Below are 24782 nucleotides of genomic sequence, written 5' to 3' on the forward strand. Positions count from 1 at the left end.
CGCCGTAAGGGTGGAGATTTGATCCCTGGGGGCCCGGCACGCGACAGCGGCCCGCGCTCCTTCCGGGCCGCGCCCGTGCGAGGAGGTGGTCGGCGTGTCCGACGGGCATATGTCCCCGGCCCCGGCGGGCGCCCGGACCCGGGTGGGACGGCCGCTGCTCTCGCTCGCCCTGGCGTCGATGATGGACGAGGTGCACGCCCACTCCGGCGCCGTGTATCTCATGGCCGCCGACGAGCCCGTACTGGAGATGGCCGTGATGGCGGGTCTGCCGCGGGCGTTCGCGGCGCCCTGGGAGCGGGTGGGGCTGAGCGCGCCGATCCCGGTGGCCGAGGCGGTGCGGGAGCGGCGGCTGGTGTGGGTGGGCGGCGAGCAGGAGATGGCGCGCCGCTATCCGCGGATCGCCGTGGTGCTGCCCTACCCGTTCGCGCTGGCCGCGGTGCCGGTGGCGACCTCGGCCAAGGTGTACGGCGCGGTCTTCGTGACCTGGCCCGGTTCGCACCCCCCGGACCTGTCCGAGCGGGAGCGGGACCATCTGACGGCGGCCTGCGGGCGGCTGGCGGTGCGGCTGGAACGGGCGGTGGAGGACAGCGTGTCGCCGCACGCCGAACCGGATCTGCTCCCCTCGGCCCATGCCGCCGGCGCGGCCGGGACGCTGGGCACGGTCGAGGCGGCGCGGATGGTGGCGCGGCTGCCGTACGGGCTGTGCTCGCTGGATCTGCACGGGCGGATCTCCTTCGCCAACGCGGCCGCCGCCGAGCTGATCGGCGTCCCGGTCTCCCAGTTGCTCGGCTCGCAGCTGTGGGCGGCGGCGCCCTGGCTCAACGACCCGGTCTACGAGGACCGTTACCGGGCCGCGCTGCTCAGCCAGCACAGCACGTCGTTCGTGGCGCTGCGGCCGCCCGGGGACTGGCTGTCGTTCCGGCTGTATCCGAGCACCACCGGGCTGAGCGTGCGGGTCAGCCGGGCGCGGGCGGTGGCGGAGATGAGCCGGGCGGGTCCGCGGCCCGGGGACGCGCCGTCCCGGCTGGTCACGATCTCTCAGGTGCTGAGCCTGGCCGGGGCACTGACCGAGGCGGTCGGTGTGCAGGACGTGGTGCAGCTGGTGGCGGACGAGGTCGTCCCGGCGGTGGGGAGCCAGGCGGTGGTGATGCTCGGTTCGCGGTCCGGACGGCTGCACGTGCTCGGGCATCGCGGATATCCGGACGCGCGGGTCGTGGAGCGGTTCGACGGGATGCCGCTGGCCGAACCGACACCGGGCACCCACGCGCTGAACACCGGGGTGCCGGCGTTCTTCGACACCAGGGAACAGCTGGAGCGCCTGTACCCGCTGCGGCACGCCACCCCCGACGGGTTCGCGGCCTGGGCCTATCTGCCGCTGATCGCCTCCGGCCGCCCGGTGGGCACCTGTGTGCTGGCCTACGCCGAGCCGCACCTCTTCCCCGCGGACGAGCGGGCGGTGCTCACGAGTCTGGGCGGACTGATCGCGCAGGCCCTGGAGCGGGCCGTCCTGTACGACGTGAAGCACCAGTTGGCGCACGGTCTCCAGGCCGCCCTGCTGCCGCACACCCTGCCGACGCTGCCCGGCATCGACGCGGCGGCCCGCTATCTGCCGGCCACCCAGGGCATGGACATCGGCGGTGACTTCTACGACCTGGTGCCGGTCGCCGGGCTGGCGGCCGCCGTGATCGGGGACGTGCAGGGCCACAATGTGACGGCGGCCGGGCTGATGGGGCAGATCCGGACGGCGGTACGGGCGTACACGACCGTCGGCCAGAGTCCGGAGGAGGTCATGCGCTCGACCAACCGGCTGCTGATCGACCTCGGCGCCGAGCTGTTCGCCAGCTGCCTGTATCTGCGGCTCGATCCGGGGCGGGGGCGGGCGGTCATGGCCCGGGCGGGGCATCCGCCGCCGCTGCTCCGGCGGCCGGACGGCCGGGTGCGGGTGCTGGACCTGGCCGGAGGCCCGCTGCTGGGGATCGACGGCTCGGCCGTCTACCCGACGACGGAGGTGGAACTCGCGCCCGGTTCCGTCCTCGTCCTCTACACGGACGGCCTGATCGAGTCCCCCGGCGTCGACATCGAGGACGCGCTCGCCGAGCTGGGACGGCGGCTCGCCGAGGCCGGCGACCGTCCGCTGGACGAACTGGCCGACGAGCTCGTGCGCCACAGCGCGGCCGCGCGGGAGCGGATCGACGACGTGGCGCTGCTGCTGCTGCGGGCGGACGGCTGAGCCGGAGCTGAGCCGGCGCCGGCCGGGTGGCGGTGGGAACGCGCCGGTCCGGCCCTCCCGCCGGAGGGCCGGACCGTTGCACCTTCCCGGGCCGGAACCGCAGGGTGGCCGGGAGGTGGAGACGTGGCCTGCGTCGGCAGCGGAGGGTGTGGGGGGCCGCTGCCGACGCGGCCGGTTCACGGGGTGGTGCCGGACCGGGCGGTCAGTTGTGCGCCTGGCCCGCGGCGTCGCCCGCGGCATCGCCGGCGCCGTTGCCGGTCTCCTGGCCGTTGCCGGCCTCCTCGCCGCCGATCACGTCACCGCCGGCCTGCTCGCCGCCGACTTCCTGACCCGCACCGGCCTCGTCACCGGGGCTGGCGCTGGCGTCGCCACCGGCACCGGCCTCCTCGCCCGCACCGGCTCCGGCGTCGCCACCGGCGCCCGCCTCGTCGCCGGCACCGGCCTCCTCGCCGCCGGCCTGGTCGCCCGCGCCGCCCGCCGCGTCACCGGCGCCGAGGGTGGCGCCGACCGCCTGGAGGGCGGTGGTGACCGGCTGGAAGAACGTCTCGCCGCCGACCGTGCAGTCGCCGCTGCCGCCGGAGGTCAGGCCGATCGCCGAGCCGTCCTGCGTGAACAGCGAGCCGCCGCTGTCGCCGGGCTCGGCACAGACGTCGGTCTGGATGAGGCCGGTGACCGTGCCCTCGGGGTAGTTCACGGTGGCGTCGAGTCCGAGGACCTGGCCGTCGGCGAGGCCCGTGGTGCTGCCCATCCGGAAGACCTGGAGGCCGACCTCGGCGTCCGCGGCCTGGCTGATCGCGACGGTCTGTCCGCCGCCGACGTTGACCTCGCTGGGTGCCTGGGTCGCCGGGTCGTCGTACTTGACCAGGGCGAAGTCGCCGTCGCCGGGGAAGGTGGCCTGGTCGACGGTGGCGATCGGCTGGCCGTCCTGGGTGTCCGACCACTGCTCGGCCGCGACCCCGCAGTGACCGGCCGTCAGGAAGGCGGGGCTGCCGTCGCCCGCGGTGACGTTGAAGCCGAGCGAGCAGCGGGCGCCGCCACCGAAGATGGCGTCACCGCCGGACACGAAGGTCTTGAAGGTGCCGGCCGACTTCTTCACGGTCGCCATGTCGGAGCCGAGGCTCTTCACGGTCGACTCAAGGGTGTTCCACTTGTCGCCGGTGACCGTGCTGTCGGCGGTCACCAGGATCTTGTTGGTGCGCGGGTCGACGGCCCAGGCGGTGCCCGGGATGGTCGCCTCTTCCTTCAGCGTCTTCGCGCCGGCGGCCAGTTCGGTGAGGCTGTTGTCGACCTCGCGGACCTCGGCGCCGGCCTTCTTCGCCTGGACGACGACATTGCTGTCACCGGATATGACGTTCACGACGAGCTGTTTGCTGTCGGAGTCGTAGTAGGACCCGGCGAAGGAGTCGCCGAGCAACTTCTCCAGCTGCGAGGCGAGATCCGAGGCGTCCGTCGCCTTCAGAGTCTTCGGCGCGATGGCCGCCGCGTCGTTCGACGAGCCGTCCTGGGACGCGTTGGCGTTGGGCAGCAGAATCGCGGCGGCTCCGAGCGCCACTACGGTGCCTGCCGCGAATGCGGCCTTGCGCTTCGGAATTCGCTTGTGACTCAAACTTCTCGACCTCCTGGGGGACCGGAGTCTGTAACCGCCGTACGGCAGTCGGTTGTTCGGGGCGCCTGGATGGCCATGGGTACGCACGGTGTGCGCGGGGCGTTCAATGCCGTTTCTTTACGCGCCGATTGCCATGCCGATCCGGCCACGTGCCGTCCCGGGCGCGCGACGGGTGGGACCAATCCCCCATATGGCGATGACGCCCACCGAAGCCGACAAGACCCTCGCCGACAGCTTCGCCCCTTGGGTCCTGGCCCCCCGGCCTGCCGGTCGGGGGGCTCGCCGGCGACCGCGCCGTCCTGCGTCTGTCCTGCTTCTGTCCTGCGTCTTTCCTGGTCGCAGCGGTCGGCACGGGAGGGCGGGAGCGCTGTCGGGCCGGACTCCGACGGCGACCGCCGACACCGCCATCGTGATCGCCGTCCCGGGGGTCCGGGGTGTCCGCGTTCCGGTGACGACGGTGCGGCAGTCCCCGGGCTTCCGGCGGGCGGTGGCCGGTTGGGGATGTCCTGATCAGGGCGGTCGGCACCCGGCCGGGCCGGCGGATGGCGTTCGCCGACCGCACGATGACCGATTTCGCGAGGGGCGATCCCGCGGCTCGGGCGAGCATGGTCCGCACACTTCCGGACTGACACGCTCAGCGATCGGTCGACAGCGGTCCGTCGTGAACAGCGCCCCGAATCCTCCCTCCAGCGAATCTGCACATCGAATGCGCAACCAAGTCACCGCGAGCGGGAGTTCTGCACAAGCGCGGCCCGGCACCCATGTCATTGGCGAGGTGTGTCGCATTCGCCGCGGCGACAGCAAGAGGCACTTCGCGCCGCCGCGCCATGGAATGTGAAGAAGTCGGCACCAAGGCGTGCGCAAGCCTGCACGGATGAAGGCTTCTGTGACTCAAGTGCCCTGGTGAGACCGGTGGTTAATTGGAAGCGCGGAGCCGCAGCGTGCTTTGATCCATCGCACCGCAGGGCCGTTGGGTTTCCCGGAAACGGGATCCGGCGCCATGCGATTGCGGCCGTCATCTGTCCCCAGAGGGGGCCGCTCCCCCCTTGTGAAATACCCATACGAAGGGAAGTTCCATCATGAACTCCACCCCCCAGGTTGAGACCGTCGAGATCTCGGACGCCGACCTCGACAACGTCTCCGGCGGCCTGCAGCTCAACGCCCTCGGCACCGTCACCAGCCTGGTGGACGGCGTCGCCCCGGTTTCCGGCCTGGTCAACACGGCCGTCGGCACCGTTGAGGGTGTGACCGGCCTGAACACCGCCCCGGTCACCGGCCTGGTCGCCGGTCTCTGATCACATTTCTCGTGATCTGATCACTTTCTTGTGGTCGACCCGTCCCGGAGCCGCAAACCGGCGGTTCCGGGACTCTTGGGTGCCGTAAATCCGGCCGGCTCGGGCGAGTCGGTCCTTTGTCATTGGCAGCAGGCGTGGCAATGCGCACGCTTTCGCAGGTGAGGGAAGACCCGTGCAGTTCCGCCAACAGGCCCTCGCCAAACTCCAGTCACCGGAGGAGCTCGACCTTCCGGTGCGCTTCGCCCGCCCTCAGGGCTGGCTCGTGATGTCCGTGACGGTGGTCGTGATGGCCGCCGCGTCCGTGTGGGCGGTGACCGGCTCGGTGGCCTCCACGGTGAGCGCGCCCGCCATCCTCACCCACGGGGAGGGCAGTTACATCCTGCAGAGCCCGGTCGCGGGCCAGGTCACCCAGGTGATCGCCAAGGAGGGGCAGCAGCTGCCCGCCGGCTCCCCGGTGCTGAAGGTCCGTACCTCACAGGGCGACACCGTCGTCCGCACGGTCGCTGCGGGTCGGGTCACCGCCCTCGCGGCCACCATCGGCCAGATCATCTCGACCGGCGCGAACGTCGCCGCGGTGGAGAAGGTCGCCCACCCCTCCGATCCGATGTACGCCACGGTGTACGTGCCCGCCGAGAACGCGGCCTCCATCCCGGACGACGCCGCCGTGGACCTGACCCTGTCCTCGGTGCCCACCCAGGAGTACGGGGTGCTGCGCGGCCATGTGAAGTCGGTGGACCGCTCGGCGCAGTCGGCGCAGCAGATCGCCGCGTTCCTCGGCGACAGCCAGCTCGGCGAGCAGTTCACCAAGGACGGCCGGCCGGTCGCCGTACTCGTGAGGCTCGACAGGTCCAAGGACACGAAGAGCGGCTACAAGTGGTCGTCCGCGGACGGCCCGCCCTTCGCCCTGACCTCCATGACCGTGGCCTCGGGTTCGATCCGGCTGGCCGATCAGCGTCCCGTCGATTGGCTGCTGCCGTGAGCACCGCACAGGACACCCGCGGCAGGCGCCGCTCCGCCCCGCCCAAGCGCCCGGTCCCCACCGGGAAGTCGAAGACGGTCCGCACGCCCACCGTCCTCCAGATGGAGGCCGTGGAGTGCGGCGCCGCGTCCCTGGCGATGGTCCTCGGCCACTACGGCAAGCACGTCCCGCTGGAGGAGCTGCGCATCGCCTGCGGTGTCTCCCGCGACGGCTCGCGCGCCAGCAACCTCCTCAAGGCGGCCCGCAGTTACGGCCTGACGGCCAAGGGCATGCAGATGGACACGGCCGCGCTCGCCGAGGTGAAGACGCCGGCCGTGCTGTTCTGGGAGTTCAACCACTACGTCGTCTACGACGGCATGGGCCGCCGCTTCGGCCGCCGCGGGGTCTACATCAACGACCCCGGCAAGGGCCGCCGTTTCGTCCCCATGGAGGACTTCGACGGCAGCTTCACCGGTGTCGTGCTGGTGATGGAGCCCGGTGAGGGCTTCACCCGGGGCGGCCGCAAGCCGGGTGTCCTCGGCGCGATGCCGGCTCGGCTGCGCGGCACCGCGGGCACCATGCCGGCCGCGGTGCTGGCCAGCCTGCTGCTGGTGCTGGTCGGCGCGGCCACCCCCGCGCTCTCCCGCACCTACATCGACATGTTCCTGATCGGCGGCCAGACCTCCCTGCTCGGTGTGCTGTTCGCGTCGATGGGCGCCTGCGTGGCCCTGACCCTGGCCCTGACCTGGCTCCAGCAGGCGAACCTCCTGCACGGCCGCATCATCTCCTCGACCCTCTCCAGCGCCCGCTTCCTGCGCCATCTGCTGCGCCTGCCGGTGACGTTCTTCTCCCAGCGCAGCCCGGCCGACCTGGTCCAGCGCCTCCAGTCCAACGACCAGGTCGCCGAGACCCTGGCCCGCGACCTCGCGGCGGCGGGCGTCGACGCGGTGGTCGTCGTCCTGTACGCGATCCTGCTCTACACCTACGATCCGCAGCTCACCTACGTCGGCATCGGTGTGGCCCTGCTCAACGTGGTGGCGATGCGGGTCGTCATCCGGCTTCGCTCCACGCGCACCGCGAAACTGCGTGCCGACAGCGCCCGGCTCACCAACACGGCGTACACGGGCCTGCAGTTGATCGAGACGATGAAGGCGACCGGCGGCGAGGACGGCTACTTCCGCAAGTGGGCCGGTCAGCACGCCACCACGCTGGAGGAACAGCAGCGGCTCGGGGTGCCGAGCGCCTGGCTGGGTGTGGTCGCGCCGATGCTGGCCACCTTCAACAGCGCGCTCATCCTGTGGATCGGCGGCATGCGGGCCATCGAGGGCGGCATCTCCGTCGGCCTGCTGGTCGCCTTCCAGGCCCTGGTCACCCGCTTCACCGCGCCGATCACCCGCCTCAACGGCGTCGCGGGGCGCATCCAGGACTTCGCGGCCGACGTGGCCCGCCTCAAGGACGTCGAGAACTTCAAGGCGGACCCGCTCTACGGCCGTCCCGGCGCCGGCGACTCCACCCGCCGGCTGCACGGCCATGTCGAGCTGCAGAACATCACCTTCGGCTACAACCCGCTCGACAAGCCGCTGCTCAGCGGTTTCGACCTGACCGTGGGCCCGGGGCAGCAGGTGGCGCTGGTCGGCGGCTCCGGCAGCGGCAAGTCGACCGTCTCCCGGCTGATCTCCGGGCTGTACGCGCCCTGGGAGGGAGTGATCCGCATCGACGGCCGGCGGCTGGACGACATCCCGCGCGGCGCGCTCGCCTCCTCGGTGTCCTTCGTGGACCAGGACGTGTTCCTCTTCGAGGGCTCGGTCCGCGACAACGTGGCGCTGTGGGACCCGTCGATCCCGGACGACGCCGTGGTGGACGCACTGCGGGACGCGGCCCTTTACGACGTGGTGGTACGGCGGCCCGGCGGCATCCACAGCAAGGTCGAGCAGGACGGCCGCAACTTCTCCGGCGGCCAGCGCCAACGCCTGGAGATCGCGCGGGCGTTGGTGCGCCGGCCCAGCATCCTGGTCCTCGACGAGGTGACCAGCGCGCTGGACGCGGAGACCGAGCAGGTCGTCATGGACAACCTGCGCAAGCGCGGCTGCGCCTGTGTGGTGATCGCGCACCGGCTCAGCACCGTGCGCGACAGCGACGAGATCGTCGTACTGCAGCACGGCACGATCGTGGAACGCGGGCGGCACGAGGAACTGGTGACGCGCGGCGGAGCGTACGCGGCGCTGGTCAAGGAACGGTGAGATGACTACCGCACACGAAGGGGACGTGGTCCTCACCTCCCTCGGTCAGATGGGCACCCGCATCGACTGCGCGGGGTTCAGCCGCATCGACCTCGAAGGCCCGCAGGTGCTGTGGCTGGTCGTGTCGGGCGCGGTGGACCTGTTCGCGGTGGACGCGGAGCAGCAGGGACACTGGCACCACCTGGGCCGTCTGGAGCCCGGCGCGCTGCTGCTCGGCCCGGTGGCGGGTCCGCAGCACACCCTCGTCGCCCGCCCGCTCAGGGATTGCGTCGTCCACCGCATCGGTCTGCGCGAGCTGTACGAGCCCGCGAACACCCAGACGTGGTCGTACGACGAGTACGGCAACCCCCAGTACGTGCCGCCGACGACGAGCCCGCTGGAGTACGCCCTCGCGCTCGGTGTGGGCCGGAGCCTGTCGATTCTCTTCCAGGCGCCGATGGCCGACGAGCGGGCCGCCGCCCCGACCGACGACGACGTCTTCTGGATGCAGGTCCCGCCGGGCAGTGTGCAGTACGGCTCGCTCTACGGCGCCGAGGCTGCCGCCGACCTGCTGATGGACCCGGCGGTCTGGCAGTCCATGGTCGATCAGCAGTACCGGCTGCTCACCACGCTGGACCGCTGGATCGAGCAGATGGAGCGCACCCACGAGACCCGCACGGCGGCCGGCATCAAGGCCGGCGAGGCGGTACGCGCCCAGGCCGACCGGACCCTGCTGGCGTCCATCGGCAGGTCGAAGCAGCGCACGACGACCGCCGACGCCGACGCGAGCTACGCGGCCTGCAGGCTGGTCGCCGACGCGGCGGGCATCCCGCTCGCCGAGAACGCCCAGAGCGGCACCGAGAGCGACCGGCTCGACCCGGTCGAGCGCATCGCCCTCGCCTCCCGCGTCCGCATCAGATCCGTACGCCTGGACGGCCGCTGGTGGCGGGACAACATCGGCCCGCTGGTGGGTCACCGGGCCCTGTCGGGCGCGCCGGTCGCGCTGCTGTGGCGGCGCGGTGGCTATGTGGCCGTCCATCCGGCGACGGGCCGCGAGACACCGATAGAGAAGGACAACGCGGAGGAGTTCGAACCGCGCGCGGTGATGTTCTACCGCCCGCTGCCCGACCGGAAGCTGAGCCCCGTAGGCCTGTTGCGGTTCAGCATGCGCGGCACCGGCGGTGATGTGACGAACCTGCTGCTCAGCGGTCTGGTCACGGTGGCGATCGGTGCGCTGGTGCCCATCGCGACCGGCAAGGTGCTCGGCGAGTTCGTGCCCAAGGCGCAGACCGCTCTGATCGTGCAGGTGTGTCTGGCCGTGATGGTCAGCGGTGTGGTGACGGCGGCGTTCATGCTGCTGCAGAACCTCACCATGCTGCGCCTGGAGGGCCGTATCGAGGCGACCCTGCAACCCGCGGTGTGGGACCGGCTGCTGAGGCTGCCGACGAAGTTCTTCACCGAGCGCTCGACCGGCGAACTCGCCAGCCAGGCCATGGGCATCAGCTCGATCCGCCGGATGATGGCGGGCATCGGCCCCACCGTCGCCCAGTCGGTGACCATCGGCGCGATGAACCTGGGACTGCTGTTCTGGTACAGCGTCCCGATGGCCATGGCGGCGATCGGCATGCTTGTCGTCATCGCCGCCGGGTTCCTGGGGCTGGGGCTGTGGCAGGTGCGCTGGCAGCGGCGGCTGGTGGTGCTCAGCAACAAGCTGAACAACCAGGCCTTCCAGACCCTGCGCGGCCTGCCCAAGCTGCGGGTGGCGGCGGCGGAGAACTACGCGTACGCGGCCTGGGCCTCGGAGTTCGCCCGCAGCCGCGAGCTCCAGCAGAAGGTGGGCCGGATCAAGAACCTCACCTCGGTGATGGGCTCGGTCTATCTCCCGCTGTGCACCCTGCTGATGTTCATGCTGCTCGCGGGCCCGGCACGCGGCTCGATGTCGGCGGCGGAGTTCCTGACCTTCAACACCTCGGTGACGATGCTGCTGACCGCGGTCACCTCCCTCACCGGCGCCTTCGTCTCGGCGGTGGCCGCGCTCCCCCTGTTCGAGGAGATCAAGCCGGTCCTGGAGGCGCAGCCGGAGGTGCGCACCGCGAGCACCCGGCCGGGCCCGCTCACCGGCGCGATGGAGGCCCGCAGGCTCTCCTTCCGCTACTCCGAAGACGGTCCCCTGATCCTGGACGACGTGTCCTTCGAGATCCGGCCGGGCGAGTTCGTGGCGATCGTCGGCCCGAGCGGCTGCGGCAAGTCGACCCTGCTCAGGCTGCTGATCGGCTTCGACCGCCCGGTCTCCGGGAGTGTCCTGTACGACGGCCAGGACCTGGCCGCCCTCGACCAGTCGGCGGTGCGCAGGCAGTGCGGTGTCGTGCTCCAGCACGCGCAGCCGTTCACCGGCTCCATCCTGGACGTCATCTGCGGCACCGAGCCCTACACGCCGGAGGAGGCGATGGCGGCGGCCGCCATGGCGGGGCTCGCGGAGGACATCCAGCGGATGCCGATGGGGCTGCACACCATCGTCTCGGGCAGCGGGGCGATCTCCGGCGGCCAGCGTCAACGGCTGATGATCGCCCAGGCGTTGATCCGCAGGCCGCGGATCCTCTTCTTCGACGAGGCGACCAGCGCCCTGGACAACGACACCCAGCGCACGGTCATCGAGTCCACCAAGGCCCTCAACGCCACCCGGATCGTCATCGCCCACCGGCTGTCCACGGTGCTGGACGCCGACCGCGTGATCGTGATGGAGAACGGCAAGGTCGCCCAGCAGGGGCCGCCCGCGCAGCTCCTCGCGGACACGGGCGGGCGGCTGCACGAGCTGGTGCGGCGGCAGATGGCGTGAGGGGTCAGTCCAGGCCGGGGACCGGCGCCCCCGAGGGCACGCCCGCGTCGACGTACGCCCGGTAGAGCTCCTGCCACGGCGGTCCGTCCCGGCGCTCGTCGCGGGCGCGTGCGTCGAGGCCGGCCAGGCAGACCTCCCATCCGGCGCCGTTGCGGGCGGCGGTGTCGGCGGCGCTCAGGACGTTGGTGAGCGTGAAGCGCGTCCGCTTCTCGTCCAGGGGTTCCAGGTCGAAGTGCAGCTCGTCGCCGCCCCACTCGAAGGACAGGTGCCGGGGCTCGTCGACGGCGATGACCCGGCCCGTGGAGTCCTCCATGTGGGGATCACCGCTGAACCGGATGGTCCCGCCGGGGCGCAGCTCGATCTCGGCGCGGGAGGGGAACCAGTGGGCCAGTTCGTCGGCGTCGGTCACGAGCTGCCAGACGCGGGCGACGGGATGGTCGTAGGTGCGGCTGAAGCGGACGGCGGGGCGTCCGTCGTCCAGGGTCAGGTAGGTGCCGGTGAGGTCTGCGGCCATGGTGGATCAGTCCTTCGGGGCGGGTTCCTCGGGGGTGTCCGGCGCCGTCTCGTCCAGGCGGTCGCCGAGGGCGTCCAGGCTGGTGTTCCAGAGCTTGCGGTACGGGGCCAGCCAGGCGTCCAGCTCGGCGATCGGGCCCGGGTCCAGGGCGTAGAGGCGCCGCTGCGCGTCCTGCCGCACCCGGACCAGACCCGCTTCCCTGAGCACCTTCAGATGCTTCGACGTGCCCGGCTGGCTCAGTCCGCACGCCTCCACGATCTCCCCGACGGACCGGGGCCGCTCCAGGAGCAGCGCGACGATGGCCCGCCGGTGCGGGTCGGCGAGGGCGGTCCAGAGCGGGGCGTCGGACATGAATCCAATATGCCTCACCGGTTATATAGCGGTCAAGGAATACACAAGCCCGCGGCTCCCGCTAGCGAAACGTTGCCGTTTCGCTCGGAGTGCTCTAACCTCAACGTGTACGAAACGGTTTCGTTTATGAACCGGACGAGTCCGGCCGACTTCCCTGGAGTTGTTCCCATGTCCCAGAAGACTCTGACCGAGAGCGGGCGGGAGGGTGCCGTCGCGGCACCGGACGACGCCTCGGCAAAGCGGTGGTGGATCCTCGCCGTCATCGCCCTCGCCCAGCTGATGGTGGTCCTCGACTCGACCATCGTGAACATCGCCCTGCCCTCGGCCCAGGCCGACCTCGGCTTCTCCGACGGCAACCGGCAGTGGATCGTCACGGCCTACGCGCTGGCGTTCGCCTCCCTGCTCCTGCTCGGAGGGCGGATAGCCGACCTCTTCGGCCGCAAGACGGCCTTCCTCGTCGGGGTCGTCGGCTTCGCGGCCGTCTCCGCGCTCGGCGGTGCCGCCACCAACTTCGAGATGCTGGTCACCGCCCGCGCCCTGCAGGGCGCCTTCGGCGCACTCCTCGCGCCGGCCGCGCTCTCCCTGCTCAACACGACGTTCACCGACGCCCGCGAGCGGGCCAGGGCGTTCAGCGTGTACGGCGCCATCGCCGGTGCCGGCGGTGCGGTGGGTCTGCTGCTCGGCGGTGTCCTGACCGACGCGTTCGACTGGCGCTGGACCCTGTACGTCAACGTCGTCATCGCCGTCGTCGCCTTCGCGGGCGGCTGGGTGCTGCTGCGCAACCATCGTGACGCCGCGAACTCCAAGCTGGACATGCCCGGCACACTGCTGGTCGCCGCCGGTCTCTTCTCTCTGGTGTACGGCTTCTCCAACGCCGAGACGCACGACTGGGGCTCCCCCGCGACCTGGGGCTTCCTGGTAGCGGGTGGCCTGCTGCTGGCCGCCTTCGCCTGGTGGCAGACCCGCGCCGCGCACCCGCTGCTGCCGCTGCGCATCCTGCTGGACCGCAACCGGGCGGCCTCCCTCGCGGCCGTGCTCATGTCCGCCGGCGGCATGTTCGGTGTCTTCCTCTTCCTCACCTACTACCTCCAGTTGAACCTGGGCTTCAGCCCGACCAGGACAGGTGTGGCCTTCCTGCCGATGGTCGCCGCGCTGATGGTGGCGTCCCAGGTCAGCACGACCATGCTGGTCCCCCGGATCGGACCGAAGGTGGTCATCCCGCTGGGCTTCGCGGTGGCCGCGGTCGGCATGGCCTGGATGACCGGGATCGGCGTCGGCTCCAGCTACCTCTCCGCCGTACTGCCCCAGCTGATCGTGACCGGCTTCGGCCTCGGCCTGGTCATGCCGCCGGCCATGCAGCTGGCCACCTCAGGGGTCATGGCCGAGGACGCCGGAGTCGCCTCCGCCACCGTCAACGCCATGCAGCAGGTGGGCGGTTCGATCGGTACGGCGCTGCTGAACACGCTGGCCGCGAGCGCCGCCACCGACTACCTGGTCGGCAAGGACCCGACGAACAAGCTGGTGCAGGCCCAGGCGACGATCGAGAGCTACACCACCGCGTTCTGGTGGTCGGCGGGCCTCTTCGCCGCCGGTGCGCTGATCGCCTTCCTGCTGTTCCGGCGCGGGGTGCCGGAGCAGGACCCGGACGCCGCACCCGTCGTCCACATGTAGCAGCCGCCGCAGGAGCCGCCGGTTCGAGAAGGGTCGCCGTCCGCAGGGAGACGGCGGCCCTTCTCGCTGTCGACGGGCGGTGCCCGGCCGGTGGCTGAGACCGACGCTCCGTCAGCTCGCCCGGCGTTGGAAGGGGTTCCGCATGGGTACCCACAGGGCCATGCGAATAAGCGTGGTGGATGTGGGGTCGAACACGGTCCGGCTGGTGGTCGCGGACGCCGAGGGCGGGGTGCCCTTGCCGGTGCACACCGCGAAGTGGCGGCTGAGACTCGCCGATCATGTGCGGCCGGGTGGCCCGGTGCCCGAGGAGGCCGTGGAACGACTGGTGGAGGCGGTGGTGGGCGCGAGCCGGACCGCCGCGAGATGGGGTGCGGCGGGGCCGCTGGCCTTCGCGACGGCGGTGGTGCGCTCCGCGCCGAACCGCCAGGAGGTGCTGCGCACCGTCCGCGCCCGGACCGGCATAGGGCTGTACACCCTGCCGGGCGAGGTGGAGGCGGAGCTCACGTTTCTCGGGGCCCGGCGCTGGATGGGCTGGCGCGCGGGGCCGCTCGCGCTGTTCGACATCGGCGGCGGATCGCTCGAAGTGGCCTTCGGGCGCGGGCGGTTGCCGGACTATGTGGCCTCGCTGCCGTTGGGCGCGGGCCGGCTGACCCACGAGTTCTTCGAGGGGCAGGATCCGCCGCCCCCGGAGGCGCTGCGGGCGCTGCGCCGCAAGGTCCGCCACCAGCTGCGGGACGTGGCGTCACGGATCCGCTGGGAGGGACCGCGCACCGCGGTGGCCACCTCACGCACCTTCGAGCAGCTGGGGCGGCTGTGCGGGACCCCGCCCGGGCGGCGCGGACCGTTCGTGGAACGCCGGATGCGCCGCGCGGACCTGCGGGAGGCCGTCGAGCGCCTGGCCGCCCTGCCGGCACCGCGCCGCGCCGAACTGCCCGGCATCTCCGCTCCGCGCGCCGCGCAGAGCCTGGCCGGTGCGGTGGTGGGGCACACGGCGATGAAACTCACCGGGGTCAGGACCGTCACCATCTGCCCCTGGGCCATCCGCGAGGGGGTGCTGCTGCGGCACATCGAGGACGGCCCCTCCTGGTGGGCCGAGATCGCCCGCCGCAACGAGGAGCACACCGCTCCCCCCGAGCCGGTCCCCCTGCGGATCGCCACCGCCACCACCTGAACGAGGAAGAAGGAAGGTCAGCCGGGGACGCGACCACCCCGAACCAGCGTGACCAGGAGGAGTCCGGCGGAGCGTGACCCCGGACCGGTCCCGGGCGGACGGAGGGTGATCCGCCGACGCCCGGGTACTCGGGGCCCATGCCTCAGGACCCACGTGAACCACAGCTGCCGCCGGCCCGGGGCCCGGTCTCCGCCGCAGTCCAGGAGTATCTGCTCGGCGCCGGACCCCTGCCGCCTCCCGAGACCGTGGCCAGGGCGGACGTGTACGGCGACGACCTCCAGCTGGCCCTGTACCTCTGCTACGAACTGCACTACCGCGGCTTCGCGGGCGTCTCCGGCGACCACGAGTGGGACCCCGACCTCCTGCGCACCAGGGCAGCCCTGGAACACCGCTTCCTGTCCGCCCTGCGTACGGACACCCCGGTCCACGACAGCGTCGAGGACGCGCTCGCCGGGCTCCTCGTGGAGCCGGTCGACGGCACGGGGGTCAGCCATCACCTGAGCGAGGAGGGCGAGCTGTGGCAGGTGCGCGAGTACGCGGCCCAGCGCTCGCTCTATCACCTCAAGGAGGCCGACCCGCACGCGTGGGTGCTGCCGCGGCTGTGGGGCCGGGCCAAGGCGGGCATGGCGGCGGTGGAGTTCGACGAGTTCGGCGGCGGCCGCCCCGACCGTGTGCACGCCCTGCTCTTCGCGAACCTGATGACGGACCTGGGCCTGGACACGACGTACGGGCACTACCTGGACGCGGCCTGCGCCGAGATGCTCGCCACGGTGAACCTCATGTCCCTGCTGGGCCTGCACCGCAGCCTGCGCGGAGCCCTCGTGGGCCACTTCGCGGCGGTCGAGATCACCTCCTCCCCCGGCTCCCGGCGACTGGCCGAGGCGATGCGCCGCACCGGCGCGGGAACGGCCGCCGAGCACTTCTACGACGAGCACGTCGAGGCCGACGCCGTCCATGAACAGGTCGTACGCCACGAGGTGATCGGCGGTCTGCTGGCCGAGGAACCGCACCTCGCCGCCGATGTCGCCTTCGGCATCGACGTCACCGGACAGGTCGAGGACCGGCTCGCCGACCGCCTGCTGCGCGACTGGGCGGACGGACGCTCGTCCCTGCGCACTCCCCTTCCTTCCGAAAAACACCATATTTCCTGAATGTCGGGGTACTTGGGGCAGGTGAGATCACTGATTCCCCCCTTGGCCCTCCCGGGCGTCTACAGCCCTCAGGAGGACACCGCGCTGCTGGCCGGAGCCCTGTCCGAAGAACCGCTGCCGCCCGGCGCGGACGTCCTCGACGTGGGCACCGGGACCGGCGCCCTCGCGCTCCAGGCGGCCCGCCGGGGCAGCCGGGTGACCGCGGTCGACGTGTCGTGGCGAGCGGTGTGCACGGCCCGGGCGAACGCCTGGCTGACCGGCGCCTCCGTCCGAGTCCGGCGCGGAAACCTCTTCCACCCCGTGCGGGACCAGTCGTTCGACCTCATTCTGACCAATCCGCCGTATGTGCCGGCACCGACGGACACGCGCCCGCCGCGCGGAAGGGCCCGGGCCTGGGACGCGGGCCACGACGGGCGTTTCGTGCTGGACCGCGTCTGCCGGGAGGCCCCCACCCTGCTGCGACCCGGAGGAGTGCTGCTGATCGTGCACTCGGAACTGAGCGACTCCGGACGGACGGTGGGGCACCTGCGCGAGGCCGGCCTCAAAGCCGCCGTGACCCGCCGTCACCGCATCGCGTTCGGGCCGGTGCTGCGGACGCGGAAGGACTGGCTGCGTGAGCGCGGTCTGCTCGCCGCCGCCGACGAGAAGGAAGAGCTGGTGGTCGTCCGTGCCGAACTCCCCCTCTGACGCCGACCGGCCGTGCCGCGTCCGGATCCAGCACCGCGGCCCACTGCTCGTGGAGGGCCCCGTGGAAGTGGAACTGGAGGACGGCTCCACGGTCGTCTCGGACCGCTTCCGGGTGGCCCTGTGCACCTGCCGGCGCAGTCGTCGCTACCCGTGGTGCGACACCAGCCACCGGGAGCGGACCCGCCCATAGAACAGAAGTCAACGCAATTGACAGAAATTCACCAAGCCGAGTGAACCAGCTGGTGCGGGCCCCGCTGCGTGGATGGCCCGGGCCGTCGCGGGGTAACTACCGAGATCGAATGCTCCCTCGCCGAGGTGGGGCGGCCATGACATCGGAGTCCGACGACCGCGCTCCCGCAGCGCGCGCTCCCGCAACACCTGCGGCCAATCCGTACGCCCGCACCCGGGTGGACGGCGGCTGCACGGTGGTGGCGGCGGCCGGCGAGATCGATCTGGCGACGGCGGGCTTCCTGCAGGAACACCTGGACGCGGCGACCGCGACCGGCCGACCCGACGTACTGGTCGATCTGCGGGGCGTCGAGTTCTTCGACTGCTCGGGCCTGCGCGTGCTGTGCCGCGCCGAATCGCGGGCCCGGCAGCGCGGCGGGCGACTGCGGGTGGTCACCGACGGGCCGCGCCTGCACCGGCTGTTGCGCGCGTCCGGTCTGATGCGCCGATTCCCACCGCTCCTGGAGATCCCGGAGTCCCCCGGTCTCCCGGCGCTTCCGGATCTCCCCGAGCCTTCCGAGCCTCCCGGGGCCCCTGGGTCTCCCGGGTCCCCTGAGTCTCCTTGGTTCCCTGAACCTCCCGACCAGCGGTGACCCGAGGGTCCGGCGGACGGCCCCACTCCGTCCGCCGGACCTCGGTGCGGGATCACGGGCTTCCGTGAAAGGGGCGGCACTCCCCAACTGCGGGCCCCTCGGGCAGGTCACGGGCACCGCGCGACCCCGGTCCCTCAGAACGCGAAGAGGGTCCCGTAGGAGCTCTTCACGCACTCGTTGGCGAAGGTCCGTTCGTAGGAGACGCGCTGGCCCCGCCAGACGCCGTCTACCGTGACCACCACGGGGTTGTACTCCCTGGTGCACAGGGCGCCGGAACCGGCCCCGAGAGCGTCGAAGTCCCCTCCGGCGGAGCGGAGTTCGGCACAGGCCGAAGTCGCGGCCGGATGGGTGCCCGACGAGGTCGGGGCACAGGTCAGGGTCACGGCACGTTCCGGGGTGACGGTGGCGGCGCTCTCGCCGTGGCCGAGGGTGAGCACGAGGGCCGACGGAGCGTAGAGGCCTGAGGCGGCGGCCGGTTCGGCGAGGGCGGCCCCGGTCAGGGGTCCGCAGACGGCGGTGGCCGTGAGGCCGAGGGTCGCTGCCCAGCGCGCGGTGTTCCGCATTGTGTGCATCCTTCCGCTGGATTCGAGGGTGTGCCCTCCGACTCGGTCGGTGCCGGAGCGGCGACCGCGAGTCTGCCGAGTCCTGGCCCCGACTTCACATCGACCCCACAGCTTTCAGTAACCTTGTGTGTTGAATCAGTGGCGCGAAGTCACATCATCCGAACAGCTGAGCCCTGTAACCGGGCGGTTCTTGATCGCCCGATCCGGCCGGATGGCCTGAACACCCCGCTTCGGCAATAGGCCTGAAACATTCCGCTTCAGCCGTCGGCGCACACCGCCCCGACCCCTTGCGTTCATGAAGCAGACGAGTAATCGTCATTACATGATTACCGACGGACAACGAGAGCAGCTGCGCGGCTGGTTCACCGGCCGCTTGCCCGACGACCTCTTCGAGGCCCTGGTCGAGGTGGTCGTCGACCGCGAGGAGATCACCGTGATCGGCCGCATCCCCGGCCCTCGGCTCACCGAGGAGGTCTCGGCCGCCGAGCGGGAGGGGGCCGTGCAGGGCCGGATCCAGGAGTTCCGTGAGCGCACCCGGGAGGACCGCGTCGAGGTCGCCCGCGAGGCCGAGCACAAGTTCCGCCGCAAGGTGTCCTGGGGCGTGGAGTGCGACGGCGAGCGGGCCCTGTTCACGCATGTGGCCGCGCCCGTGATGACCCGGCTGCGCCAGCCCGAGCGACAGGTCCTGGACACCCTGATCGCCGGCGGGGTCGCCCGCAGCCGCAGCGACGCGCTCGCCTGGTGCGTCCGGCTGGTCCAGCGGCACACCGACGACTGGCTCGCCGAGCTGCGGGAGTCCCTGGAGCACGTCCAGCGGGTGCGGGAGCGGGGGCCGGACACCGAGGGGGTGGCCGACTCCTCCGCCGGGGACCCGGAACACGGATAGGACATGCGGTTCCCTCGCCCCACGGGTCTTCGCCGTCGGGGGGCGCGGTCCGGCGAACGGTCGGCCGTGGCCGGTGAGGTGGCGAACGGTCCGTCCTCGCGCAGGTGACTGCACCCCCCTGGGGGCGCGGGGAGCTGCGCGACCAGCCACACCGGACCCGCACCCGCCCGACAACCGAACCAGGCACCCCTTCAGGCGCCCGGGGAGTGGTCTGTGCCGTCGACCAGGTTGCGGGCATGGGTCACTTCGTACTGGTGGCGGGAGCAAGGCTCGGGGCGTCCGCGTGGGACGAGGTGGCGGCCGCGTTGCGCGCGGCGGGACACCGGCCCCATCCGCTGACGTTGTCGGGCCTCGCGGAGAAGCGGGCTGTCCCGGCGGGACAGCAGACCCACGTGCGGGACATCGTCGACGAGGTCGAGCGTCTGGACCTGCGCGACGTGGTGCTGGTCGGGCACAGCTACGCGGGCGTCCCCGTGGGTCAGGCGGCCGAGCGGATCGGTGACCGGCTCGCGCGGGTGGTGTTCGTGAACTCCGAAGTGCCCGTCGACGGGGAGTCGTTCCTGTCCGGCTGGCCGAGCGACCACATCCGCAGGGAGATCGCGGACAACGACGGCTTCTGGCCGCCGGCGGGCGCGGACCACTACGCCGGCCAGGGGCTGACGGACGAGCAGATCGCCCGGATCGTCGACCGCTCGACCCCGCATCCGGGTGCCACGCTCACCGAACCCGCCGTCCTCACGCGCCTCTGGGCGAGCTCCCGGCGACGTACATCAAGTGCCTCCTCGACGACGAGGAACCGATGCCCGTCGTGACCGATCCTCAGCGCGCGCGGGCGGACCACCCCCTCCTGACCAGGGACCCGCCCCCGGATATCGTCGGCGCACCCGACGAGGAGAGGCGGTTCGGACGGATGGCCAAGCACTGGGCGGACTTCCAGTACGAGATCTATCTGAACGGGATGTCGGGCGCGGTGCCCCGGCTGCCCACCGACCTGACCCGGCTGGAGGAGCTCACCGAGCAGCGGCTCGGCCCCGGGCCGGTGGGCTATGTGGCGGGCAGCGCGGGGGACGGCAGTACGGCGCGGGCCAACCGGGCGGCGCTGGAGCGGCGCCGGATCGTCCCGCGCATGCTGCGGGACGTCCACGAACGCGATCTGTCGGTGGAGCTGTGGGGCCGTGCGCTGCCCGCCCCGCTGGCCCTCGCGCCGGTCGGCGTCCTGTCGATCATGCACCCGGACGCGGAGCCCGCGGCCGCCCGGGCGGCCGCGGCCCAGGGCGTGCCGTACATCCTGTCGTCCGCCTCCAGCACACCGATGGAGCAGGTCGCCGAGGCGATGGGGGACGCCGAGCGCTGGTTCCAGCTGTACTGGCCGAAGGACCCGCAGGTGGCCCTGAGCTTCCTGAACCGGGCGAAGGCGGCCGGGTTCACGGCCCTGGTCGTCACCCTGGACACCCCGCTGCTGTCCTGGCGGCCCCGCGATCTCGACCAGGCGTATCTGCCGTTCCTGCACGGCGTGGGCACCGCCAACTACTTCTCCGACCCGGCCTTCCGGGCGGGCCTGGCCAAGCCGGTGCACGAGGACCCGAACGCGGCCGTGCTGCACTTCGTCGGCATGTTCGCGGACCCCGGCAAGACCTGGCCCGACCTCGCTCTGCTGCGGGAGAACTGGGACGGACCGATCGTCCTCAAGGGCGTCCTGCACCCGGACGACGCCCGCCGCGCCGCCGACGCGGGGATGGACGGGGTCGTGGTCTCCAACCACGGCGGCCGGCAGGTCGCGGGGGCCGTCGCGGCGGCGGACGCGCTGCCCCGGGTGGTGGACGCGGTCGGCGACCGGCTGACCGTGCTCTTCGACAGCGGTGTGCGCACCGGCGACGACGTCTTCAAGGCCCTCGCGCTCGGCGCCCGCGCGGTGCTCCTGGGACGGCCGTACGTCTACGGCCTCGGACTCGACGGACAGGCGGGCGTCGAGCACGTGATCCGCTGTCTGCTCGCGGAGTTGGACCTCACGCTCGCACTCTCGGGCCACGCGGGCCCGGCCACGGTCGGTCCCGAGGACCTCGTGGAGGACCCCCGCTGAGGGGAGGCCTCCGCGATGGGAGGCCTCCCCTCCCTCGGGGGCCCGTGAGGGGACCGTCCCTAGACCCGGTCCGTGAGTTCCGCGGGCCGGGCCCGCGGGGCCTGGCTCCCGGTGACCGACAGCGAGCCGGGACTGGCGCCGGAGGCCGCGTCGGTCAGCCACCGCTGCTGGTCCGAGCGGTCGCGGACCTTGACCACGACATCGGCACCCGGGTCCTCGGTGGTGGAGGCGAGGGCGAGTTGCTCGTCCCAGCGGGGCAGTAACTCCCCCTGCACGGTGAGGTCGTAGCGCACGTCGTCGGCCCGCTTCGCCTTCGCGTCGGCGCACGTGCCGAGGATGACCACACCCGCGTCCGCGTGCGAGTCAAGGCACAGTGCGGGATCCGCCTCGCTGCGCAGCAGGCCGTCCTCCTCGTACGACCACTGCTGGGTCCGCTCGGTCGAACAGGCCGCGAGTTCGGTGCCCGCGCCCGCCTTCACCGTGCCCCGGATGTCGAGGCAGAGATCGGCGGCGGCGTTGCGCAGCCGGGTCACCGCCGGTGCGGTGGGCAGTTGGGCGGTGCCCGGGGTGGGGGTGCCGGCACCGGGGACCGTGCGGCCGCCGGTGGCGCTGGTGGAGGCGGCCGGGTCGGCGCCGTCGTCGTGCGACCACAGGCCGGCGGCGAGCATGGCCGCGAGGAGACCGGCGGAGGTGAGGCCCACTCCGGTGAGCAGCGTCCGGGAGGACTTCAGGCCACCGCCCTCGCCGGGGGCGCGGCGGCCGGGAGTCGGGATGCGGGCCAGGAGACGACGGCGTTCCGCGCCGTGCCGGCCGGCGCCCCGGCCGCGGGCCGTCGTCTGGGGCGTACGCCCGGCGCGCAGTTCGAGATAGCGGCGGGCACCCCAGCCCAGCACCGCCTCGGCGATCAGGGTGCCCAAGCCGCCCTCGAAATGGCTCAGTTGTTCCGCGGCGGATCGGCAGTAGCGGCACTCGTCGAGATGCTGCTGGACATCCGGCAGCAGGGCTCCGCCACGGCGAATCGGAACGTCGAGGAGGCGGTTGTAGAAGCGGCAATCCTTCGTGGGCGCGAGTTCCCGATGGGCATGTACACATCCTTCGCGGAATTTTTCACGCGCCTGTTCGAGCGCGGCCGACGCCGTGTCGGTATCCATGCCGAGGAGTGCGGCGGGCACGGCAATCGACTCCGCCTCCACCTCGGTGTGCCACAGCAGGCAGCGGGCGAGTCCGGGAAGTGACTGGAATGACCGTTCGGCGAGCTTGCGATTTTCCGGGGTCATGGACTTCGCGGCCCGCATACCGCGGCCGCCGTTCGGTTTCACCAGGTCCGGCAGAACACCGGTCGTCCGGTCCTCGGCCGTCCATTCCTTGACCGTGTCCCGCACGGCCACGAGGGTTCTGGGGCGCAGCGCGAGAGCCGGTTCGCCGAGTGCGAGCCGGTCCAGGACCTGGTGAAAGGCGGCCGCGGCCACCATGGAGGCGGTCTCGGACGGAGAGGCGAGGCAGATGACCGCGTAGTCGTGGGCCGGTTTCCAGTGGCGGGCCATGAGCAGCGCGACGGCCTGGGCGGCCTCTGCGTCGGGGCGGCCCCTGAGCCGGGCGGCGAGATCCTCGTCGGATTCTCCGGAGGCACCGCCGGCCGGGGGGTAAGGAGGGAGCGGTGGGTGGGGGGTTGGCACTGAGCGGGTTTCCTTCCCACAGACATGGGACTCACAGAAGTTCTGCTGCCGAAAAGGAGTGCCGAGGACGCATCCCTTTTCAGCGAGGGAGTGGGAAGCACGAATTCGCCGACGCCCCTCCGCCCCGGTTCCCCACGGGACACATGCGACCCGGCCTTGCCCCCCACACAGGTGGTTCACCCTTGCACAAGTCACTCACGGCCAACAAGGCACCTGGGCAACATCTGCGTCAATTGAAAGATAGTCAGACCACGTCGCAACTGCGTGCTCTCGTACCGGCTTTCGACATTTCATGCGCCCCGTGTGAAACCCGCGCACGCGCCGGAGCGCCGCGCACGCTCCCCCCGCCCGGTGACCGGTAGTCCACTGGAGGTGGCCCTTCTCGGAGGCCCCGCGCGGGACGGCGGCTCTTCCGCGCGAAACCCCGGCCGCCGACCCCGTTCCTCCCGCCCTCGGTCGGCGGCCCCGGGGGCGAGGTGGTCGGCGTCCGGCCGGGGCACCCTGATCCGGCCCCGGCCCGGCCGCCCGGGCGGTCTCAGATCTGCCAGGAGCGCAGCCGGTCGGCCGCGCCGTACACGTCGGTCTTGCCCGAGATCAGGTCGCGGGCGAGGTCGACGAGGGCGCCGTAGGGCGGGTCGATGCCGACGCCGCTGACGAACATGTAGGCCACGGCGGTGGCACAGGCGAAGCGGGCGTTGGCCGACGGTAAGGGCTTGAGCAGGGCCAGGGTGTGCAGGAGGGCGGCGGCGCGCCAGGCCGGGTCGGAGTCGACACCGAGGCGCGGCGGGTCGACGCGGTGCCGGGCGACGGCGGCGACCAGGGCCGAGAAGTCGTTGATCGTGGGCTGGTCGGGCAGGACCTCTTCATGCCGCTGGAGCAGCCAGGGCACGTCGATGTGGACCACGGAAGCCATCGGTCAGCCGACCCGCCCCGCACCCTTGACGGCCGGTTCGTCCTCCGGGAAGGCGGCGGCGAACTCGTCGGCATGGGCGGAGAAGAACCGCCGGAACGCCTCCGCGCCTTCCTGAAGGGCCCGGTGCCGGGCGATGTCGGCCGCGGCGGCCTCCCGTACCAGGGCCTTCATCGACGTACCGCGCTCCTTGGCGATCTGCCGCAGGTCCTCTAGCTCGCGATCGCTGAACTCCACGTTGAGAGCTGGCATGCCTTCACGGTACCGCGCGGGTACTTGCCCGTAAATACTCGCAGGTCACCATGGTCTTCACGCGGTACCGACGATGCCGAGAACGGTGTCCGATTCCCGCCGGACGGACGGTGGGCGGCGCCCCACACTCGAAGGAGAGGAGGAATCGACATGACCGTCACCCCCGGCCCGGCCGCCGCCCGGGTCGCCGAGACCGACTGGACCGCCCTGGGCGCCGAGCTGGACGTGCACGGCTGCGCGCCCACGGCACCGCTGCTGACGCCCGCCGAGTGCCGGGACCTGGCGGCGCTGTACGAGAAGCCGGAGCTGTTCCGGACCACCGTGGACATGGCCCGCCACCGCTTCGGTTCGGGCGAGTACCGCTACTTCACCCACGACCTGCCCGCCCCGGTCGCCGCCCTGCGCGCCGCGCTCTACCCCCGCCTGCTGCCCGTCGCCCGCGACTGGGCGGCCCGCCTGGGACGCCCGGCCCCCTGGCCGGACTCCCTGGAGGACTGGCTGGAGCGCTGTCACACGGCCGGCCAGGACCGCTCGGCGCAGATCCTGCTGCGCTACACCGAGGGCGACTGGAACGCGCTGCACCGGGACGTCTTCGGCGACCTCGTCTTCCCGCTCCAGGTGGTGGTGGGACTGGACGAGTACGGCACCGACTACACGGGCGGCGAGTTCCTGATGGTCGAGCAGCGCCCTCGCGCCCAGTCCCGGGGCACGGCGACCGTGCTCCCCCGAGGCCGTGGCGTGGTCTTCACGACCCGTGAACGGCCGGTGCGGACGAAACGCGGCTGGTCGGCCGGCGCGATGCGGCACGGGGTGAGCGTCGTGCGCTCGGGCCGGCGGCGCGCGCTCGGGATCGTGTTCCACGACGCCTCCTAGCCGACCGCCACCGCCTCGGTGAGGCGTGGGTC

At 71.9% G+C, this 24782-nt stretch carries 21 protein-coding genes and 1 pseudogene; 15 read left to right on the forward strand and 7 right to left on the reverse strand.

Features of this window, described 5'->3' with window-relative positions; genetic code table 11:
- The first annotated feature begins 85 nt into the window (after positions 1-85).
- The gene (locus AQI94_RS13075; protein WP_031052725.1) at positions 86-2230 is read left to right on the forward strand and encodes a SpoIIE family protein phosphatase; all 2145 of its coding nucleotides are present in this window, start codon (positions 86-88) and stop codon (positions 2228-2230) included.
- A gap of 202 nt (positions 2231-2432) precedes the next feature.
- Here AQI94_RS13075 and AQI94_RS13080 read toward each other — a convergent pair whose 3' ends face one another.
- A complete protein-coding gene (locus tag AQI94_RS13080) occupies positions 2433-3836 on the reverse strand; it encodes a S1 family peptidase (RefSeq protein WP_062229733.1) in 1404 nt (467 codons plus the stop codon).
- Between the two features lie 1079 nt (positions 3837-4915).
- Here AQI94_RS13080 and AQI94_RS13085 point away from each other — a divergent pair.
- The 4 genes from AQI94_RS13085 (at position 4916) to AQI94_RS13100 (ending at position 11144) form a co-directional block, all read left to right on the forward strand.
- The gene (locus AQI94_RS13085; RefSeq protein WP_020134776.1) at positions 4916-5131 is read left to right on the forward strand and encodes a hypothetical protein; all 216 of its coding nucleotides are present in this window, start codon (positions 4916-4918) and stop codon (positions 5129-5131) included.
- A 172-nt stretch (positions 5132-5303) separates the two neighbouring features.
- Positions 5304-6110: an HlyD family efflux transporter periplasmic adaptor subunit gene (locus AQI94_RS13090; protein WP_031045375.1), complete on the forward strand. Its 807-nt coding sequence runs from the start codon at positions 5304-5306 to the stop codon at positions 6108-6110.
- Positions 6107-8329, forward strand: coding sequence for an NHLP family bacteriocin export ABC transporter peptidase/permease/ATPase subunit (locus AQI94_RS13095; RefSeq protein ID WP_031045373.1), 2223 nt, complete (start codon positions 6107-6109; stop codon positions 8327-8329). Before AQI94_RS13090 ends, AQI94_RS13095 begins: the two co-directional genes overlap by 4 nt.
- Position 8330: 1 nt before the next feature.
- Positions 8331-11144 carry an NHLP bacteriocin export ABC transporter permease/ATPase subunit gene (locus AQI94_RS13100; protein ID WP_031045370.1) on the forward strand — a complete coding sequence of 938 codons (2814 nt, stop codon included), beginning with the start codon at positions 8331-8333 and terminating at the stop codon, positions 11142-11144.
- A 4-nt stretch (positions 11145-11148) separates the two neighbouring features.
- Here the strand turns inward: AQI94_RS13100 and AQI94_RS13105 are convergent, their stop codons facing one another.
- Together AQI94_RS13105 and AQI94_RS13110 are read right to left on the reverse strand one after the other, a co-directional pair.
- Positions 11149-11658, reverse strand: a complete 510-nt coding sequence (locus tag AQI94_RS13105; protein WP_031045367.1) for an SRPBCC family protein — start codon at positions 11656-11658, stop codon at positions 11149-11151.
- A 6-nt stretch (positions 11659-11664) separates the two neighbouring features.
- Positions 11665-12009, reverse strand: coding sequence for an ArsR/SmtB family transcription factor (locus tag AQI94_RS13110; protein WP_031045366.1), 345 nt, complete (start codon positions 12007-12009; stop codon positions 11665-11667).
- Between the two features lie 168 nt (positions 12010-12177).
- Between AQI94_RS13110 and AQI94_RS13115 the strand changes: the two genes are divergently transcribed.
- The 6 genes from AQI94_RS13115 to AQI94_RS13140 all read left to right on the forward strand — a co-directional run bounded on the left by AQI94_RS13115 (position 12178) and on the right by AQI94_RS13140 (position 17510).
- Complete coding sequence (locus AQI94_RS13115) at positions 12178-13680, forward strand: MFS transporter (RefSeq protein ID WP_031045363.1); 1503 nt, start codon at positions 12178-12180, stop codon at positions 13678-13680.
- Between the two features lie 160 nt (positions 13681-13840).
- The gene (locus tag AQI94_RS13120) at positions 13841-14851 is read left to right on the forward strand and encodes a Ppx/GppA phosphatase family protein (protein WP_062229784.1); all 1011 of its coding nucleotides are present in this window, start codon (positions 13841-13843) and stop codon (positions 14849-14851) included.
- Between the two features lie 137 nt (positions 14852-14988).
- Positions 14989-16002, forward strand: a complete 1014-nt coding sequence (locus tag AQI94_RS13125; protein ID WP_031045360.1) for an iron-containing redox enzyme family protein — start codon at positions 14989-14991, stop codon at positions 16000-16002.
- Positions 16003-16689: a HemK2/MTQ2 family protein methyltransferase gene (locus tag AQI94_RS13130; RefSeq protein ID WP_031045356.1), complete on the forward strand. Its 687-nt coding sequence runs from the start codon at positions 16003-16005 to the stop codon at positions 16687-16689.
- Positions 16670-16879, forward strand: coding sequence for a CDGSH iron-sulfur domain-containing protein (locus tag AQI94_RS13135; protein WP_031045353.1), 210 nt, complete (start codon positions 16670-16672; stop codon positions 16877-16879). Before AQI94_RS13130 ends, AQI94_RS13135 begins: the two co-directional genes overlap by 20 nt.
- Before the next feature lie 136 nt (positions 16880-17015).
- Positions 17016-17510 carry an STAS domain-containing protein gene (locus AQI94_RS13140; RefSeq protein ID WP_078902734.1) on the forward strand — a complete coding sequence of 165 codons (495 nt, stop codon included), beginning with the start codon at positions 17016-17018 and terminating at the stop codon, positions 17508-17510.
- 134 nt (positions 17511-17644) lie between these two features.
- Here AQI94_RS13140 and AQI94_RS13145 read toward each other — a convergent pair whose 3' ends face one another.
- The gene (locus AQI94_RS13145) at positions 17645-18073 is read right to left on the reverse strand and encodes a protease inhibitor (protein ID WP_031045346.1); all 429 of its coding nucleotides are present in this window, start codon (positions 18071-18073) and stop codon (positions 17645-17647) included.
- Between the two features lie 322 nt (positions 18074-18395).
- Between AQI94_RS13145 and AQI94_RS13150 the strand changes: the two genes are divergently transcribed.
- From AQI94_RS13150 to AQI94_RS13160, 3 genes and pseudogenes are all read left to right on the forward strand, one after another.
- Entirely contained in the window at positions 18396-18959 is a 564-nt protein-coding gene (locus AQI94_RS13150) for a hypothetical protein (RefSeq protein ID WP_037942345.1), read from the forward strand.
- 236 nt (positions 18960-19195) lie between these two features.
- Positions 19196-19776: pseudogene (locus AQI94_RS13155) on the forward strand (alpha/beta fold hydrolase); the annotation flags it as partial.
- A gap of 93 nt (positions 19777-19869) precedes the next feature.
- Positions 19870-21039, forward strand: coding sequence for a lactate 2-monooxygenase (locus AQI94_RS13160; RefSeq protein ID WP_031045381.1), 1170 nt, complete (start codon positions 19870-19872; stop codon positions 21037-21039).
- A gap of 59 nt (positions 21040-21098) precedes the next feature.
- Here AQI94_RS13160 and AQI94_RS13165 read toward each other — a convergent pair whose 3' ends face one another.
- The 3 genes from AQI94_RS13165 to AQI94_RS13175 all read right to left on the reverse strand — a co-directional run bounded on the left by AQI94_RS13165 (position 21099) and on the right by AQI94_RS13175 (position 23877).
- Entirely contained in the window at positions 21099-22715 is a 1617-nt protein-coding gene (locus tag AQI94_RS13165; RefSeq protein WP_062229734.1) for an RICIN domain-containing protein, read from the reverse strand.
- A gap of 535 nt (positions 22716-23250) precedes the next feature.
- The gene (locus AQI94_RS13170; RefSeq protein WP_007386606.1) at positions 23251-23628 is read right to left on the reverse strand and encodes a hypothetical protein; all 378 of its coding nucleotides are present in this window, start codon (positions 23626-23628) and stop codon (positions 23251-23253) included.
- Positions 23629-23631: 3 nt separating this feature from the next.
- A complete protein-coding gene (locus tag AQI94_RS13175) occupies positions 23632-23877 on the reverse strand; it encodes a hypothetical protein (RefSeq protein ID WP_031048562.1) in 246 nt (81 codons plus the stop codon).
- 150 nt (positions 23878-24027) lie between these two features.
- Here AQI94_RS13175 and AQI94_RS13180 point away from each other — a divergent pair, with 150 nt between their 5' ends.
- Entirely contained in the window at positions 24028-24750 is a 723-nt protein-coding gene (locus AQI94_RS13180; RefSeq protein ID WP_031048559.1) for a 2OG-Fe(II) oxygenase, read from the forward strand.
- The last annotated feature ends 32 nt before the right edge of the window (positions 24751-24782 follow it).

Origin of the sequence: Streptomyces pseudovenezuelae (assembly GCF_001513955.1) — a bacterium.
GTDB lineage: Bacteria > Actinomycetota > Actinomycetes > Streptomycetales > Streptomycetaceae > Streptomyces > Streptomyces pseudovenezuelae.

What these genes read in the sequence shown, in the direction of transcription:
- AQI94_RS13085 (WP_020134776.1), top strand. Translation starts at nt 4,916, where the DNA reads ATGAACTCCACCCCCCAGGTTGAGACCGTCGAGATCTCGGACGCCGAC.
- AQI94_RS13100 (WP_031045370.1), top strand. Translation starts at nt 8,331, where the DNA reads ATGACTACCGCACACGAAGGGGACGTGGTCCTCACCTCCCTCGGTCAG.
- AQI94_RS13105 (WP_031045367.1), bottom strand. Translation starts at nt 11,658, where the DNA reads ATGGCCGCAGACCTCACCGGCACCTACCTGACCCTGGACGACGGACGC.
- AQI94_RS13110 (WP_031045366.1), bottom strand. Translation starts at nt 12,009, where the DNA reads ATGTCCGACGCCCCGCTCTGGACCGCCCTCGCCGACCCGCACCGGCGG.
- AQI94_RS13115 (WP_031045363.1), top strand. Translation starts at nt 12,178, where the DNA reads ATGTCCCAGAAGACTCTGACCGAGAGCGGGCGGGAGGGTGCCGTCGCG.
- AQI94_RS13120 (WP_062229784.1), top strand. Translation starts at nt 13,841, where the DNA reads ATGCGAATAAGCGTGGTGGATGTGGGGTCGAACACGGTCCGGCTGGTG.
- AQI94_RS13125 (WP_031045360.1), top strand. Translation starts at nt 14,989, where the DNA reads ATGCCTCAGGACCCACGTGAACCACAGCTGCCGCCGGCCCGGGGCCCG.
- AQI94_RS13130 (WP_031045356.1), top strand. Translation starts at nt 16,003, where the DNA reads ATGTCGGGGTACTTGGGGCAGGTGAGATCACTGATTCCCCCCTTGGCC.
- AQI94_RS13140 (WP_078902734.1), top strand. Translation starts at nt 17,016, where the DNA reads ATGACATCGGAGTCCGACGACCGCGCTCCCGCAGCGCGCGCTCCCGCA.
- AQI94_RS13145 (WP_031045346.1), bottom strand. Translation starts at nt 18,073, where the DNA reads ATGCGGAACACCGCGCGCTGGGCAGCGACCCTCGGCCTCACGGCCACC.
- AQI94_RS13150 (WP_037942345.1), top strand. Translation starts at nt 18,396, where the DNA reads ATGATTACCGACGGACAACGAGAGCAGCTGCGCGGCTGGTTCACCGGC.
- AQI94_RS13160 (WP_031045381.1), top strand. Translation starts at nt 19,870, where the DNA reads ATGGCCAAGCACTGGGCGGACTTCCAGTACGAGATCTATCTGAACGGG.
- AQI94_RS13170 (WP_007386606.1), bottom strand. Translation starts at nt 23,628, where the DNA reads ATGGCTTCCGTGGTCCACATCGACGTGCCCTGGCTGCTCCAGCGGCAT.
- AQI94_RS13175 (WP_031048562.1), bottom strand. Translation starts at nt 23,877, where the DNA reads ATGCCAGCTCTCAACGTGGAGTTCAGCGATCGCGAGCTAGAGGACCTG.
- AQI94_RS13180 (WP_031048559.1), top strand. Translation starts at nt 24,028, where the DNA reads ATGACCGTCACCCCCGGCCCGGCCGCCGCCCGGGTCGCCGAGACCGAC.